Origin of the sequence: Vogesella sp. LIG4 (genome assembly GCF_900090205.1) — a bacterium.
Classification (GTDB): domain Bacteria; phylum Pseudomonadota; class Gammaproteobacteria; order Burkholderiales; family Chromobacteriaceae; genus Vogesella.
This window is the reverse complement of record NZ_LT607802.1, coordinates 3,464,118-3,478,498: the sequence shown is the minus strand read 5'-3', so window position 1 is coordinate 3,478,498 and position 14,381 is coordinate 3,464,118. Positions and strand designations below refer to the sequence as shown.

Sequence of the window (14,381 nt, the reverse complement as noted above, 5' to 3'; positions counted from 1 at the left end):
ACGGTAGCGGGCTGCCGTGTTTTTTTAAGGGAAATGCTGAACTTCTGTTCAGTTACTATCCAGGCGCCGCCGGTGCAGTGGAAGTCCCCGTCAGGGTCTACCCGGAATCTATAATCCGAGAGGCCTTCACCATGTTTGTTCGACAAGACAACCGAGGAAACCATGTCTCAAACCAAATTCATCGTGCGCAAGGTGGCCGTGCTCGGCGCCGGCGTGATGGGGGCGCAGATCGCCGCTCATCTGGTTAATGCCAAGGTGCCGACCGTGCTGTTCGACCTGCCTGCCAAGGAAGGCCCGAAGAGCGCGATTGCGCTGAAGGCCATCGAGGGTCTGAAAAAGCTCAAGCCGTCGCCGCTGTCCAACAAGGATGCGGTGAATTTCATCCAGCCGGCCAACTATGAAGAGCACCTGCACCTGCTGCAGGAATGCGACCTGGTGATCGAAGCGATTGCCGAGCGCATGGACTGGAAAACCGACCTGTACACCAAGGTGGCGCCGCACCTGGGCGAACACACCATCTTCGCCACCAATACCTCCGGCCTGTCGATCAACCAGCTGGCCGATGGCCTGCCGGCCGCACTGAAGCCGCGTTTCTGCGGCGTGCACTTCTTCAACCCGCCGCGTTACATGCACCTGGTCGAGATCATCCCGTGCGTGGGCTCCGACGCGGCGATGCTGGACAACCTGGAACGCTTCCTGGTGACCACCCTGGGCAAGGGTGTGGTACGTGCCAAGGACACGCCGAACTTCGTGGCCAACCGTATCGGCGTGTTCTCCATGCTGGCCACTATCGCCAATGCCGAGAAATTCGGCATCCGCTTTGACGTGGTGGACGACCTGACCGGCCCGCGCCTGGGTCGCCCGAAATCCGCCACCTTCCGCACTGCCGACGTGGTGGGCCTGGATACCTTCGCCCACGTGGTGAAGACCATGGACGACACGCTGCCGAACGATCCGTGGCACGGTCTGTTCAAGTCGCCGGAATGGCTGCAGAAGCTGATCGCCGCCGGCGCACTGGGTGCCAAGACCCGTGCCGGCATCTACAAGAAGGATGGCAAGCAGATGTTCGTGCTCGACCCGGCCAAGGGCGAGTACGTGGGTAGCGGCCAGAAGGGCGACGACGCGGTCAAGGACATCCTGAAGATCGCCAACCCGGCGGAAAAATTCCAGAAACTGCGCGACAGCGAGCACCCGCAGGCGCAGTTCCTGTGGGCCTGCTTCCGCGACGTGTTCCATTACATCGCCTTCCACCTGGGCGACATCGCCAACTGCGCCCGCGACGTGGATTTTGCCATTCGCTGGGGCTTCGGCTGGAGCGTTGGCCCGTTCGAGACCTGGCAGGCAGCCGGCTGGCAGCAGGTAGCCAAGTGGATCGCCGAAGACATTCAGGCCGGTAAGGCGCTGACCTCCGCCGCGCTGCCGGCATGGGTGCTGCAGGCGGATCGTGCCGGCGTACACTTTGCCGATGGCTCCTTCGACGCTGCCGGCAGCAAGCTGGTTGGCCGCAGCACCCTGGACGTGTACCAGCGCCAGCTGGCGCCGGCCAAGGTGCTGGGCGAAGCGAATGCGCCGCTGGGCGAAACCGTGTTCGAGAACGACGGCGTGCGCGCCTTCACCACTGGTGACGGCGTGCTGGTAGTGTCGTTCAAGTCCAAGGCGCATGCCATCGGCCCGGACGTGATCGACGGCCTGCACACCGCGCTGGATATCGCCGAAGCCCGCTTCAAGGGCCTGGTGATCTGGCAGACCGAGGAGCCGTTCTCCGTCGGCGCCGATCTGACCTCGATGATGCCGGCCTTCATGATGGGCGACTGGGATGCTATCGACGCCACCGTGCGCCGCTTCCAGGACACCTCCATGCGTCTGCGCTACAGTCAGGTACCGACCGTGGCGGCCACCCAGGGCTATGTATTCGGTGGTGGCTGCGAGTTCGCCATGCACTGCGACAAGACCGTGGCGGCGCTGGAATCCTATGTTGGCCTAGTGGAAGTGGGCGTGGGCCTGCTGCCGGGCGGCGGCGGCTGCAAGGAGTTTGCCTTCCGTGCCGCACAGGAAGCCCGTGGCGATGTGCTGGCAGCGCTGAAGGATTACTTCATGGCCATCGCTACCGCCAAGGTAGCCACCAGCGGCCAGGAAGCACAGGAAATTGGCTTCCTGCGCAAGGGTGACCCGGTGGTGTTCAACAGCTACGAGTTGCTGCACGTTGCCAAGCAACAGGCGATTGCCATGGCCGAGGCCGGCTACCGCCCGCCGCTGCGTGGCGCCACCTTCCCGGTGGCCGGCCGCGCCGGCGCAGCGTCCATCAAGGGCCAGCTGGTGAACATGCTGGAAGGCCACTTCATCAGCCAGCACGATTTCTTCATCTCCGGCCTGATCGCCGACGTGATGACCGGCGGCGACGTGGAGCAGGGCACGCTGGTGAACGAGCAGTGGATTCTGGATCTGGAGCGCAAGGCATTCATGACCCTGCTGAAGACCAGCAAGACCCAGGATCGCATCGCCAACATGCTGACTACCGGCAAGCCGCTGCGTAACTGATCGCTTGGGGGTGATTCCGTGAGCCGGTCTTGAAACCGTGATGCCCGCCGTACCATTTGTACGGCTGTGCTTCCTGCTTCAAACCCGGTCCGCTCGCGACGAATCCTCCCGCAAGCCCTGTAAGGCCAGAAACATAGGCGGGTTGACATGCTGAGGGCAGGTCAAGCTGCCGCCAGGAGAATCGAAAAATGAGTAAACAAGTACAGGAAGCTTACATCGTTGCGGCTACCCGCACCCCGGTGGGCAAGGCGCCGCGCGGCATGATGCGCCACGTGCGCCCGGACGACATGCTGGCGCATGTGATCACCGGCGCGCTGGCCCAGGTGCCGACGCTGGACCCGAAGCTGATTTCCGACTGCGTGGTGGGTTGTGCCTTCCCGGAAGCGGAGCAGGGCCTGAACATGGCGCGTATCGGCGTGCTGCTGGCCGGCCTGCCCAACACCGTGGGCGGCATCACCATCAACCGTTACTGCTCGTCCGGCATCAACGCCGTGCAGATGGCTGCCGACCGCATCCGCATGGGTGAGGCCGACGTGGTGATCGCCGCCGGCGCCGAGTCGATGTCCATGGTGCCGATGATGGGCAACAAGGTGTCGCTGAACCCGGCCATCTTCGCCAAGGACGAGAACTACGCCATTGCCTACGGCATGGGTCTGACCGCCGAGAAGGTGGCGCAGCAGTGGAACGTGTCGCGCGAAGACCAGGATGCGTTTGCGGTGGAGTCGCACCGTCGCGCCATCGCGGCCATCGACGGCGGCAAGTTCAAGAACGAGATCACCCCGCTGGAAGCGATCTACCGCACGCCGAACCTGGAAAGCGGCGAAGTGATCAGCACCAGCCGCCTGCTGGATACCGACGAAGGCCCGCGCCGCGACACCTCGCTGGATGGCCTGGGCAAGCTGAAGACCGTGTTTGATGCCAAGGGTTCGGTAACTGCCGGCAACTCCTCGCAGATGTCCGATGGCGCCGGTGCAGTGATCCTGGTTTCCGAGCGCGTGCTGAAGGAATTCAACCTCACCCCGCTGGGCCGCTACGTCACCTTCTCGGTGAAGGGCGTGCCGCCGGAAATCATGGGTATCGGCCCGAAGGAAGCCATTCCGGCCGCGCTGAAGCAGGCGGGTCTCGCCCAGGACGATCTGAAGTGGATCGAACTGAATGAGGCATTCGCTGCCCAGGCGCTGGCAGTGATGCGCGACCTGGAACTGGACGGCAGCAAGGTGAACCCGCATGGCGGCGCCATCGCGCTGGGCCACCCGCTGGGTGCTACCGGTGCCATCCGTACCGCTACCCTGGTGCACGGCATGCGTGATGCCGGCATGCAGGGCTACGGCATGGTGACCATGTGTATCGGCACCGGCATGGGTGCCGCTGGCATCATCGAGGTGCTGTAAGCGGTATGCGGCCAACCCTTGGGTTGGCCGCATGGAAAAAGCCCGGCTATTGCCGGGCTTTTCTTTTGGCAGCTCGGGTCGGCATCAGGTATTCAGCCGCTCCAGCGCCTCGAACTCGACATGCTGGCAATCCTCGTGGCTGGCCACCAGGTTGTTGAGGCGGATCTGGTAGGTCTTGCCGTTGGCGGACAGGGTAAGCACGCGGTTGCTGGCCCCCAGTTTGCTGGGCACCAGGAAAATGCGCTGGCCGCAGCGGGTATTGTTCTGGGTGATGTAGATGCCGTTGAACGGCGTGCTGTTGATGTTTTCGCTCAACTGCACCGGCAGCGGCATATTGCCCAGCACCTCGATGCCCACCTTGGTGCCGCCTTCGCTCAGGCGCTGCACGCGGCGGATCAGCCCCAACTGCGCCGGCTGGCCGCGGGTGGTGATCCAGATGGTACGGCCGATCAGCAGGCTGTCGACATCGCGCCCCAGGTAGGTAAGGCCGATGCCGGCATCGCTGGAGTCGGTGATGCGCCATTCGTCGGTGAACTGCTCGTCGCCCAGTGGCACGTTGCGGCTCAGGCGCAGGAAGTGGGCAATGCGCTCGAAGCCCACTTCCACCTTGGCCATGCTGTTGGTGACCAGCCGCTCGTGGCGGCGCATCGACTTGCCGCCGTCCTGCGACCAGCGCGTGGACAGCTTCTGCAGCAGGCCGCGCCAGGTGTCGGCGCTCATCGACGGCAGCGCCTGCTTGAAGGAATCCGGAATCTGCTGGTCGAAGTCCAGGATCAGGTCGGCCAGGCGGTTGACCACCGCTTCGCCGGACCAGAAGCGGCAACCCTTGCCCAGGGTGCCGCGGCGCAGCAGTTGCGGCGGGGCCGGCAGGTCGAGGTTGATCACGTACTGGAAGTCGCTGTCGGTGGCGCCGTCGCCCAGGTGCACGTCATCGGAGAGCCGCGACAGCATCAGGTGAATGGCTTCGATCTCGATCGGTACCAGGTTGTCGGTTTGCGCCAGGTGCAGCATGGCGGCCTGGATCAGCATCTGTTCCGCGGTCACGCTTTCCGTGGCGTTGTCGTACAGGGTAAGCGGCTTTTGCTGGAAGCCGGCCTGCTCGATCAGCGAGTACAGCCGGTATGCCTGCAGCCAGGTGCTGCCGTCGGCGTAGATGTAACGCAGCGCGCTCCAGCGGATCAGGCTCAGCTGGTGGTGCAGTGCGCGCATGGCCGCCAGTTCCAGCGAGCTGGTCAGCAGCGGGGTCTTGCTGTTCTGGCTCTGGCGCAGGCACAGCAGGTAGCCGTTGGCCAGCTCGGTCCAGTACGCCAGGATGGTGGGCAGGTAGGCGCGCGCACGCGGCGTGCCGGACAGGTAGTCCAGGCACAGGTGATGGTGGATCGGTGCAGTGTGGGTGTCCACATACAGCAAGGTATGGATGCGGTCCTTGAAGGTGACGCTGACATCCTTGTTGATGCGGGCGACGGCCTTGATGATCTCCACCAGTGCCGGCCGACTGTCCATCGTCGGCAGGGTATTGACCAGCCGGGTGGCGGACTCCGTGGTGTCTGCACTGTTGCGCCTGCCATTGGTGACGGCGCGGAGTATGGCTTTGAGATCGATCATCGTGTGTTGAACCGTCGTTGCTGGCGTGCCTATGCAAATATGGCCGCTGAATACAGGTGCTGCAAGTGAATTAAGCGAATACTGTCAATTCAGAAGAACAGGCGCGCCAGTCCGGCGCCCGGATCGCTCTCGCGCATGAAGGCTTCGCCCACCAGGAAGGTGTTTACCTGCTGTTCGCGCATCATGGCCACATCCTGCGGGGTGAGGATGCCGCTTTCGGTTACCGCGATGCGCTCCCGGTCGATGTTCGGCAGCAGGCGCAGGGTGGTGCCCAGGTCCACTTCGAAGGTGCGCAGGTTGCGGTTGTTCACGCCCACCAGCGGGGTTTTCAGCTGCAGTGCGGCTTCCAGCTCGTGTTCGTCGTGCACTTCCACCAGTACGGCCATGCCCAGCTCGTGCGCCAGTGCTTCAAAATCCTGCATCTGCGACAGCGACAGCCCGGCGGCGATCAGCAGGATGCAGTCGGCGCCAATGGCGCGGGCTTCCACGATCTGGTACTCGTCCACCATGAAGTCCTTGCGCAGCACCGGCAGCTGGCAGGCGGCGCGGGCGGCGACCAGGTAGTCTTCGTGCCCCTGGAAGTAGGGCGCATCGGTCAGTACCGACAGGCAGGCGGCACCGGCAGCGGCGTAGCTCTGTGCAATGGCTGCCGGGTCGAAGTCGGCGCGGATCACGCCCTTGCTGGGGCTGGCTTTCTTGACTTCGGCAATCACCGCCGGCAGGCCCTGGGCATGCTTGGCGCGGATGGCGCCCACGAAGTCGCGGCTGTCGCCACGGCGGGCTTCGGCCTCGCTGCGCAGGCTGGCCAGCGAACGCAGCGGGCGACGCTGGGCGACTTCCTGAATCTTGGTGGCAAAAATTTTGGTGAGGATGTCGGACATGTCCAAGCCTTCAATTGCTGCCCTGGGCGCGCTGGCCGATGGCGGTAAGGTGAGTGTCGAAAAATGCTAGCAGACGTTGCGGTAGCCAGTCGAGCCGGCCGGGGAACGGGCCGGTGGCAAAGCCGACGTGGCCGCCGCGCTCCGGCAGCTCCAGCGTAACGGCCGGGCTGATTTCGGCGGGCAGCGGCAGGGCGCTGGGCGGCAGGAACGGGTCGTTGCGCGCGTTCAGCAGCAAGGTTGGCCGCATGATCTGGCGCAGCAGCGGCTTGCTGCTGGCGCGGGCCCAGTAGTCGCCTACGTCGCGGTAGCCGTGCAGCGGGGCGGTGACCAGGTCGTCGAACTGGGCAAAGGTGCGTGCGCGGAGCATGGCGGCGGCATCGAACAGCTGCGGGTGGTGTTGCAGCTGGCGCAGCAGCTTGGGCTTCAGCGTGGAAAGAAACAGGCGGGTGTACAGCCATTTTCCCAGGCCGCGATCCAGCCGGCTGCTGGCGGCGGTCAGGTCAACCGGCACCGATACCGCGGCGGCGGCCAGCGGCAGCGCCGCCGCGCCCTGTTCGCCCAGGTAACGCAACAGCATATTGCCGCCCAGCGACACCCCGACAGCGAACAGCAGCGGCTGCTCGCCGACCAGGCGGCGCAGAATCCACTCCACTTCTGCCGAGTCGCCGGCGTGGTAGGCGCGCGGCTGGCGGTTTTCCACCCCGCCGCAGCCGCGAAGATGCGATACGGCGCCGTGCCAGCCGCGTGCCGCCACGGCCTGCATCAGCGCGATGGCGTAGTGGCTGTGGCTGCTGCCTTCCAGCCCGTGGAACAGGACCACCAGTGGCGTGCCGGGCTGCCCGTCCACGCGGTCGACGGCAATCTGGCCGCCGTCCGGCGTCAGCCACAGTTCGCGGCGGTAGACCGGCGGGCGCTGACGGATGAACACGGCCGGCCAGATGGTGTCGGCATGGCTGCCGTGCAGCCAGCGCGGCGGCTGGTAGGTCATCAGGCTTGCGGTTTGATGGCGGATTTGGGGCGGAATGCCTTGACGACTTCCGGTCGGGTTTCGACGTAGGGGCCGCCGATCAGGTCCAGGCAGTAGGGGACTGCGGCGAAGATGCCGGGCACGGTTACTTCGCCTTCTTCACGCAGGCCTTCCAGCGTTTCACGGATCGCCTTGGGCTGGCCGGGCAGGTTGAGGATCAGGCTCTGCTTGCGGATCACGCCCACCTGGCGCGACAGGATGGCGGTGGGTACGAACTTGAGGCTGATCTGGCGCATCTGTTCGCCAAAGCCGGGCATCACGCGATCGGCCACCGCCAGGGTGGCTTCCGGGGTGACGTCGCGCGGCGACGGGCCGGTGCCGCCGGTGGTGAGCACCAGCTGGCAGCCTTCCACGTCCACCAGCTGCTGCAGCGTGGCTTCGATCTCGGGCTGTTCGTCCGGAATCAGGCGGGCGACGGTGACGAAGGGCGAACTGATGGCCAGGGCCAGCCAGTCCACCAGTGCCGGAATGCCCTTGTCTTCGTACACGCCCTGGCTGGCGCGGTCGGAAATGGAAACCAAGCCGATTCTCAGTGTCATGCCTGATCTTCCTCGTCGTCGAAGTCTTCGTCCGGTGCGTTCTTCTGCTTGCCTTGCTGCGGAATCAGGTCTTTGATCATCTGGAACAGCTGGCGTGCGGCCTTGGGTGCCTTGTCCTCGGCGCGCTCCTTGCGCGCGTTGCGCACGGTGGTGCGCAGCTGCTGCACGTCCACCTCGGGGAATTCGGCGATGAACTGTTGTACGTGCTTGTCGTCTTCCAGCATGCGCTCGCGCCAGCGTTCCAGCAGGTGCAGCCAGTTGGTGTGGGCGCTGGCATCGCCACGCAGGGCGGCCAGTTTCTCCTCGATCGGCTCCGGGTCGATGCTGCGCATCAGCTTGCCGATGTACTGCATCTGGCGACGCTTGGCGCCGTTGGCGGTAAAGCGCTGGTAGTCGAGCACGGCAACCAGCAGCTGCTCGTCCAGCTCCATTTTCTTGAGCTTGCCGGCGGGCAGTTCGGTGAGTTCGCGGCCCAGTTCCTGCAAGGCCTCGCTATCGCGTTTAAGCTGGGATCTGCTGGGCGGCAGGCCGTTGTCGCTATCGTTAAGGTAATCAGTAGCCATTGGTAAAGCTTGCTTAAAGTGTCAAGCTGGTATGATACCGGAAATCACCCCCGCACGGCCGCCCGCACAGGGCGCGCAATGTGCATCTAGCGGAAAGCGGATATGTCGGAACACATTTTTTCTTATAGCGAAGCGGCCCTGGAAGGCATAGTTGGCCGCATGCTGGACCTGGCGCGCGATGGCGGCGCGACTGCGGCCGAGACCGATGTGTCGGAAAGCTGCGGGCAGAACGTGTCGGTGCGCCTGGGCGAAGTGGAAACCATCGAGTACAACCGCGACAAGGGTGTGTCGCTGACGGTGTACATCGGCCAGAAGAAAGGTCATGCCAGCACCTCGGACTTCTCCGACAAGGCGCTGGCGGATACCGTGGCGGCGGCGCTGAATATCGCGCGCTATACCGCCGAGGACGATTGTGCAGGGCTGGCCGACCCGGCGCTGCTGTTCGATCGCGCCAACGGCCGTGAGCTCGACCTGTACCAGCCGTGGGAGCTGCCGGTGGAGCGCGCCATCGACATTGCCCGCGAGTGCGAGGATGCCGCGCGCGCAGTGGATGCGCGCATCAGCAATTCCGAAGGCGGCAGCGTCTCCAGCCATGTTACCCGCCACAGCTACGGCAACAGCAGCGGCTTCGTCGCCAGCCAGACCACCTCGCGCCACAGCTTGTCTGCTGCGGTGGTGGCCAGTGGCGGCGACAGCATGCAGCGCGACTACTGGTACAGCAGCGCGCGACATCCGCAGGATTTGCTGGCGGCTGCCGAGGTTGGCCGCATTGCCGGCGAGCGCACCGTGCGCCGCCTGGATGGCCGCCGCGTCAAGACCGGCCAGTACCCGGTGCTGTTCGAGGCGCCGGTGGCCGGCAGCCTGCTGTCGCACCTGGTGCAGGCGGTGAGCGGCGGCAGCCTGTACCGCAAATCGAGCTTTCTGCTGGATTCGCTGGGCACCCAGGTGGCTGCGCCGCTGCTGAACGTGCATGAGGACCCGTTCCTGGTGCGCGGCCTGGCCAGCGGCTGCTACGACGAGGAGGGTGTGGCCACCCGCGAGCGCGAGCTGGTGAAGGACGGCGTGCTGCAGGGCTACTTCCTGGGCAGTTACTCGGCACGCAAGCTCGGCATGCAGAGCACCGGCCATGCCGGTGGCGCGCATAACCTGCTGGTGCGGCCAACCTTGAGCGGTGGCCTGCAGGCACTGCTGCGGCAGATGGGCAGCGGCTTGCTGGTAACCGAACTGATGGGTCATGGCATCAATATGGTGACCGGCGACTACTCGCGCGGCGCCAGCGGTTTCTGGGTGGAAAACGGCGTGATCGCCTACCCGGTGGAGGAGTTCACCATTGCCGGCAACCTGCGCGAGATGCTGCAGCACATCACGGCCATCGGCGATGACATCGACCGCCGCGGCAGCCGCTACATGGGTTCGGTGCTGCTGGAAAGAATGATGGTGGCGGGCGAAGCCTGATCCGCCCCGACGGCCCGCTTGCAGCGGGCCGTTTTCTATCGTGATGCTGTCCCATAATGAAGAAAAACAGGGAGGGGTCATGGACAAGCCTGCAGTGGGCCTGGTGCTGGCCGGTGGCGGCGCGCGTGCCGCCTATCAAGTGGGGGTGCTGATGGCGGTGGCACACATGCTGCCGCGCAGCAGTGGCAATCCGTTTCCCATCATCAGCGGCACGTCCGCCGGTGCCATCAATGCGGTGGGGCTGGCGGCCGGGGCAATGCATTTTCGCCGTGCCACCGCGTTTCTGGCCAAGATGTGGAAGGGCCTGCACGTGGAGGATGTCTACCGCGCGGACTGGCCGTTCTTTGTCAACGCTTTCCTGCAGTGGGGCGGCTCGGTATTCACCGGCGGCAAGCTGGTGCACAACCCGCCAAGCTTTCTCGACAATGCGCCGCTGCGCGGGCTGCTGTCGCGCTCGGTGCAGTTCGAAGGCATAGCGCAATCCATTTCCCGTGGCGACCTGCACGCACTGGCGTTGACTGCCTCCTGCTATACCACCGGGCAGTCGGTCAGCTTTTTTGAAGGGGCCGATAGCATTGACGAGTGGGATCGCCACCAGCGTCACGGCATGCGCGAGCGCATCGGGCTGGATCACCTGATGGCCACGTCGGCGATTCCACTGATCTTCCCGGCCGCTACCATTGCCGGGCGTTTCTATTGCGATGGCGCCATCCGCCAGATGGCGCCGCTGTCGCCGGCCTTGCACCTGGGGGCGGAAAAGCTGTTCGTTGTGGGGCTGAATTCGGCGCGGCCAAGCGGCGAGCGACGCCTGCGCGCCGACCGGCCGACGCTGGCGATGATCTTTGGCCACTTGCTCAACAGCATCTTCTTTGACAGCATGGCGGCCGACATGGAGCGGCTGACGCGGGTGAATCACACCATCTCGCTGATCGACGAGCATGTGCGCAGCAGTGGCCGCACGCCGCTGAAGCGGGTGGAGGTATTGAATATCTCCCCCAGCATGTCGCTGGAGGCCATTGCCTACAAGCATGTGCGCAGCTTCCCGCCTGCCATGCGCTTCCTGCTGCGCGGTGCCGGCGCCATGCGGCAGCGGGGTTCGGTGCTGGCAAGTTATTTGTTGTTCGAGCCGGGTTACTGCAAGGAGCTGATCGAGCTGGGCTATCGCGATGCCATGGCAAGACAGGCAGAAATTTTGAATTTTCTGGAATACTGACGGTCTGCAGTTGTTTGCTGCCTGTACCGGTTATCAAAGGGGAATCATGAGTCTTACTCAACGACAGGGGTTTGCGGCTATCGCCGTAGTGTGTGTTGCCGCCATGGGCTTTGCGCTGTATGCGCAGCACGTGCTGGGCCTGGAGCCGTGCCCGCTGTGCATCTTCCAGCGCGTTGGCGTGATCGCCACCGGCGTGTTGGCCGCATTGTTCGCGCTGATCAACCCGCGGCAGTGGCGGGCAAAGCTGGCTGCCGTGCTGGTGGCGCTGGCCTCGGTTGGCGGCGGTCTGGTGTCGAGCTGGCACGTCTACCTGCAGCATCTGCCCAAGGGGCAGGTGCCGGCCTGTGGCCCGGGCCTGGACTTTATGATGGAGACCCTGCCGCTGCAGCAGGTGGTCGCGGCGGTGTTCAAGGGTAGCGGCGAGTGTGCCGAAATTACCTGGACCTTCCTTGGTCAGTCCATGCCGGTGTGGACCGGGCTGCTGTTCGTGGCGCTGATCGTGTTCGCGCTGTGGAATGGCTGGCGCCAGCGCTGAGCGCTATCCGGCTGCCGTGCAACAAAAATCCCCGCCAACAGGCGGGGATTTTCTTTGGGCGTGCAGGTTTACTGCCGGGTGGCAGGGTAGCGCTGCGCGATGCAGGCCTCGAAGCGCTGGCACATGTCCTCTTCGGACAGGCTGTTGTCGGCCAGCAGTTCGTCGCCGTCGATGATGCGGATGCTGGCATCGAGCGATGCCGGGAAGTCCTGCGGATAGTCGCGGACGTTGGCCGCAAGCATGCTCTGTCTGGCCTGTTGCCAGGCTTCTTCGCTGCTCAGCGTGCAGGCATCGGCCAGATGGCGGGCGCTGAAGCCTTCGCCGGTGAGGCTGCGCAGCGTGGCATCGTGGCTGATGCTGTTGCCGGGCGCCCAGTAATGCCCGGCCAGCAGCGGGCCGATGGCCGGGTTGTCGGTGAGGTAGCCGAAGCGCTGCAGGAACCAGGCGCGGGTCTGGTACACCGCCATATTGGCCAGCAGGTAGCCGTGGTAGGCAGCTGCGGATTCCTGGTTCAGCAGGTGCGGAATGGCCAGCAGCGGGCGCGGGCTGTCCACGCCCAGGATGCGGCGTTCGGTGGTGCGGGCCAGTTGCAGCACCCGTTCGGCGGTCAGTGCGTCGTCGCCCAGCTGGTACAGCTCGCGCTCGAAATAGCCCACCACCGCCAGCATGCGTTCGTTGAAGGCGCGGTACGGCTGGCTGCTTTCGATGCGGGCGCGGATCAGCTCGTCCGGCATGGCCTCGCCGGCGGCATTGCGGGCGTAGCGCTTCAGCCAGTCGGCATCGTCCAGCAGGCTGTCGCAGAACATGGACTGTGTTTCGGCATAGGCCATGGAGGTGGGGGCGAACTCCTGTGAGAAGCAGGGCGAGTTCTGGCTGACGTTGGCGAAGTGCGCGGCGTGGCCGCCTTCGTGGAACAGGGTGTTGATGGCGCGGTGGCCGCTGCCGACCTGGTCCGGCTTGGCCTCGGCGGTAAAGTTGATCTGGCCGGCCACCCAGTTGCCGTCGCGGTCGAAGAAGGTGGGCACCGGGCCGTGGCAGAAGCCGTTCTGGTACTTGCCCTTGCGTTCCAGCAAATCCAGCTGCAGCGTGGCGCCGCGGTAGCGGATGCCCAGCCGGCGGAAGCTCTCCACCCAGCGGCGCAGGGCGCGCGAGAACGGCAGGTAGGGGTCCATCTGGCGGATCACGTCGCCGCTCATGTGGTAGCGGATGTTCCACGGCAGGGTGGCGTCGGCGCCATGCTGTGCTGCCAGTTGCGCCAGGCCGCGCTGGCTGGCGTCGCGGGTGCGCGCCTCGAAATCGTCGAGGATGGCGAACAGCTGCGCCGGGCTCATCTGCTCGTTCTTGCGCACCTTGTAGTCGAAGTAGTCGGCAAAGCCCAGTGCACGGGCCAGGCGGTTGCGCAGGCGCACGATATCGAGAAAGCCGTTGTCCAGCACCCATTGTTCCAGTTGCAGGAAGGCCTGGTACGAGCTGCGGCGCCAGTCCGGCGTGGCGTTCATGCTGATATTGGTGGCCAGCATGCCCAGGGTGGCTTCTTCCTGCTCGCCCTGTTCGTTGGTGTGGTGCAGCACCAGCTCGCGCTTGCGGGCGAACAATGCCGCCTCGGCATCGATCAGTTCCGCCATCAGCTGGCGGGCGGTGTCGTTGTCGATGATGTTGGCTTCGAACAGCGCCAGCCAGCCGCCCAGGCCGTGCAGCAGAGCATCGCGTTCGGCGCTGGCGGGCAGCGCACGGGCTGCGGCCAACTGTTCGCGGGTTTGTGCCAGCTTTTGCGGGCTGGAGATGAAATCCTTGAATGCCTGTTCGGCGCGGGCAAAGCCGGCGTGATCGTCACTGGTGGCCATGTAGGTGGCCCAGAACAGGTCTTCCTTTGTCTTGTGAACGTGCAGGTAGTCCTGGTTAAGCTGGTCGAAGAAAGCTTGTGGCGTGGTCATGGCGGGTCCGGATGCAGCGGAAAACCGGCAGCTTAACGCCAAAGCCGGCGGACAGGGAGGGGTGCTGCCCGATGGAGCGGGAAAACAAAAAAGCCTTTCCATTGCTGGAAAGGCTTGCTTGATTCTGGCGGAGCGGACGGGACTCGAACCCGCGACCCCCGGCGTGACAGGCCGGTATTCTAACCAACTGAACTACCGCTCCAACCTAAACTGGTGGGCGTTGACGGAGTCGAACCGCCGACATTCTGCTTGTAAGGCAGACGCTCTACCAACTGAGCTAAACGCCCGAAACTTGTCCGGTACTGCTGAATTGTATGTTGGCGGAGCGGACGGGACTCGAACCCGCGACCCCCGGCGTGACAGGCCGGTATTCTAACCAACTGAACTACCGCTCCAACCTAAACTGGTGGGCGTTGACGGAGTCGAACCGCCGACATTCTGCTTGTAAGGCAGACGCTCTACCAACTGAGCTAAACGCCCTGAAATCTGTCTGCTGAACCGGCTGCTTTTTGCTGCGTCGTTCAGCGAGGAGGCGAATTAAAACACAGCATTGGCGGGGCTGCAAGGGCTATTCGCAAATTTCTGCATGCAAATATTCAAGCACCTGTTTTTGTTATTAATGATGCCCACGGCATTTTGTCGGACAGGGTGATGCGTGATGCAAACCGCTCATGTATCATTGCTCGATTGTCCCTAATCG

The 14,381-nt window shown here is 64.2% G+C and carries 11 protein-coding genes and 4 tRNA genes; 5 read left to right on the top strand and 10 right to left on the bottom strand.

The features are described 5' to 3' along the window. Positions 1-162 precede the first annotated feature (162 nt). Positions 163-2,538, top strand: a complete 2,376-nt coding sequence (locus tag PSELUDRAFT_RS16110) for a 3-hydroxyacyl-CoA dehydrogenase/enoyl-CoA hydratase family protein (RefSeq protein ID WP_088968538.1) — start codon at positions 163-165, stop codon at positions 2,536-2,538. 188 nt (positions 2,539-2,726) lie between these two features. Next, complete coding sequence (locus PSELUDRAFT_RS16105; RefSeq protein WP_088967798.1) at positions 2,727-3,929, top strand: acetyl-CoA C-acyltransferase; 1,203 nt, start codon at positions 2,727-2,729, stop codon at positions 3,927-3,929. An 84-nt stretch (positions 3,930-4,013) separates the two neighbouring features. On the opposite strand, the gene PSELUDRAFT_RS16100 is transcribed toward PSELUDRAFT_RS16105, so the two are convergent. The 5 genes from PSELUDRAFT_RS16100 to yjgA form a co-directional block, all read right to left on the bottom strand. Continuing rightward, the gene (locus PSELUDRAFT_RS16100) at positions 4,014-5,534 is read right to left on the bottom strand and encodes a PilZ domain-containing protein (RefSeq protein ID WP_088967797.1); all 1,521 of its coding nucleotides are present in this window, start codon (positions 5,532-5,534) and stop codon (positions 4,014-4,016) included. An 89-nt stretch (positions 5,535-5,623) separates the two neighbouring features. Beyond that, positions 5,624-6,415, bottom strand: coding sequence for an indole-3-glycerol phosphate synthase TrpC (gene trpC / locus PSELUDRAFT_RS16095; RefSeq protein ID WP_088967796.1), 792 nt, complete (start codon positions 6,413-6,415; stop codon positions 5,624-5,626). Positions 6,416-6,425: 10 nt separating this feature from the next. Beyond that, positions 6,426-7,403: a YheT family hydrolase gene (locus PSELUDRAFT_RS16090; protein WP_088967795.1), complete on the bottom strand. Its 978-nt coding sequence runs from the start codon at positions 7,401-7,403 to the stop codon at positions 6,426-6,428. Continuing rightward, positions 7,403-7,981 carry a molybdopterin adenylyltransferase gene (mog, locus tag PSELUDRAFT_RS16085; protein ID WP_088967794.1) on the bottom strand — a complete coding sequence of 193 codons (579 nt, stop codon included), beginning with the start codon at positions 7,979-7,981 and terminating at the stop codon, positions 7,403-7,405. The genes PSELUDRAFT_RS16090 and mog overlap by 1 nt, the downstream gene beginning before the upstream one ends. After that, positions 7,978-8,544, bottom strand: a complete 567-nt coding sequence (gene yjgA, locus PSELUDRAFT_RS16080; RefSeq protein ID WP_088967793.1) for a ribosome biogenesis factor YjgA — start codon at positions 8,542-8,544, stop codon at positions 7,978-7,980. Before yjgA ends, mog begins: the two co-directional genes overlap by 4 nt. Before the next feature lie 102 nt (positions 8,545-8,646). Between yjgA and pmbA the strand changes: the two genes are divergently transcribed. From pmbA to PSELUDRAFT_RS16065, 3 genes are all read left to right on the top strand, one after another. After that, positions 8,647-9,999, top strand: a complete 1,353-nt coding sequence (gene pmbA, locus PSELUDRAFT_RS16075; protein WP_088967792.1) for a metalloprotease PmbA — start codon at positions 8,647-8,649, stop codon at positions 9,997-9,999. A 79-nt stretch (positions 10,000-10,078) separates the two neighbouring features. Beyond that, positions 10,079-11,212, top strand: a complete 1,134-nt coding sequence (locus PSELUDRAFT_RS16070; protein ID WP_088967791.1) for a patatin-like phospholipase family protein — start codon at positions 10,079-10,081, stop codon at positions 11,210-11,212. 46 nt (positions 11,213-11,258) lie between these two features. Next, a complete protein-coding gene (locus tag PSELUDRAFT_RS16065; RefSeq protein WP_088967790.1) occupies positions 11,259-11,747 on the top strand; it encodes a disulfide bond formation protein B in 489 nt (162 codons plus the stop codon). A gap of 68 nt (positions 11,748-11,815) precedes the next feature. Here the strand turns inward: PSELUDRAFT_RS16065 and PSELUDRAFT_RS16060 are convergent, their stop codons facing one another. The 5 genes from PSELUDRAFT_RS16060 to PSELUDRAFT_RS16040 all read right to left on the bottom strand — a co-directional run bounded on the left by PSELUDRAFT_RS16060 (position 11,816) and on the right by PSELUDRAFT_RS16040 (position 14,161). Continuing rightward, a complete protein-coding gene (locus PSELUDRAFT_RS16060; protein WP_088967789.1) occupies positions 11,816-13,681 on the bottom strand; it encodes a M3 family metallopeptidase in 1,866 nt (621 codons plus the stop codon). A 125-nt stretch (positions 13,682-13,806) separates the two neighbouring features. Then, positions 13,807-13,883 (bottom strand) — tRNA-Asp (locus PSELUDRAFT_RS16055). A 9-nt stretch (positions 13,884-13,892) separates the two neighbouring features. Next, a tRNA-Val gene (locus tag PSELUDRAFT_RS16050) sits at positions 13,893-13,968 on the bottom strand. Positions 13,969-13,999: 31 nt separating this feature from the next. Continuing rightward, positions 14,000-14,076 (bottom strand) — tRNA-Asp (locus tag PSELUDRAFT_RS16045). A 9-nt stretch (positions 14,077-14,085) separates the two neighbouring features. Further along, positions 14,086-14,161: transfer RNA gene (locus PSELUDRAFT_RS16040), tRNA-Val, on the bottom strand. Between the last annotated feature and the right edge of the window lie 220 nt (positions 14,162-14,381).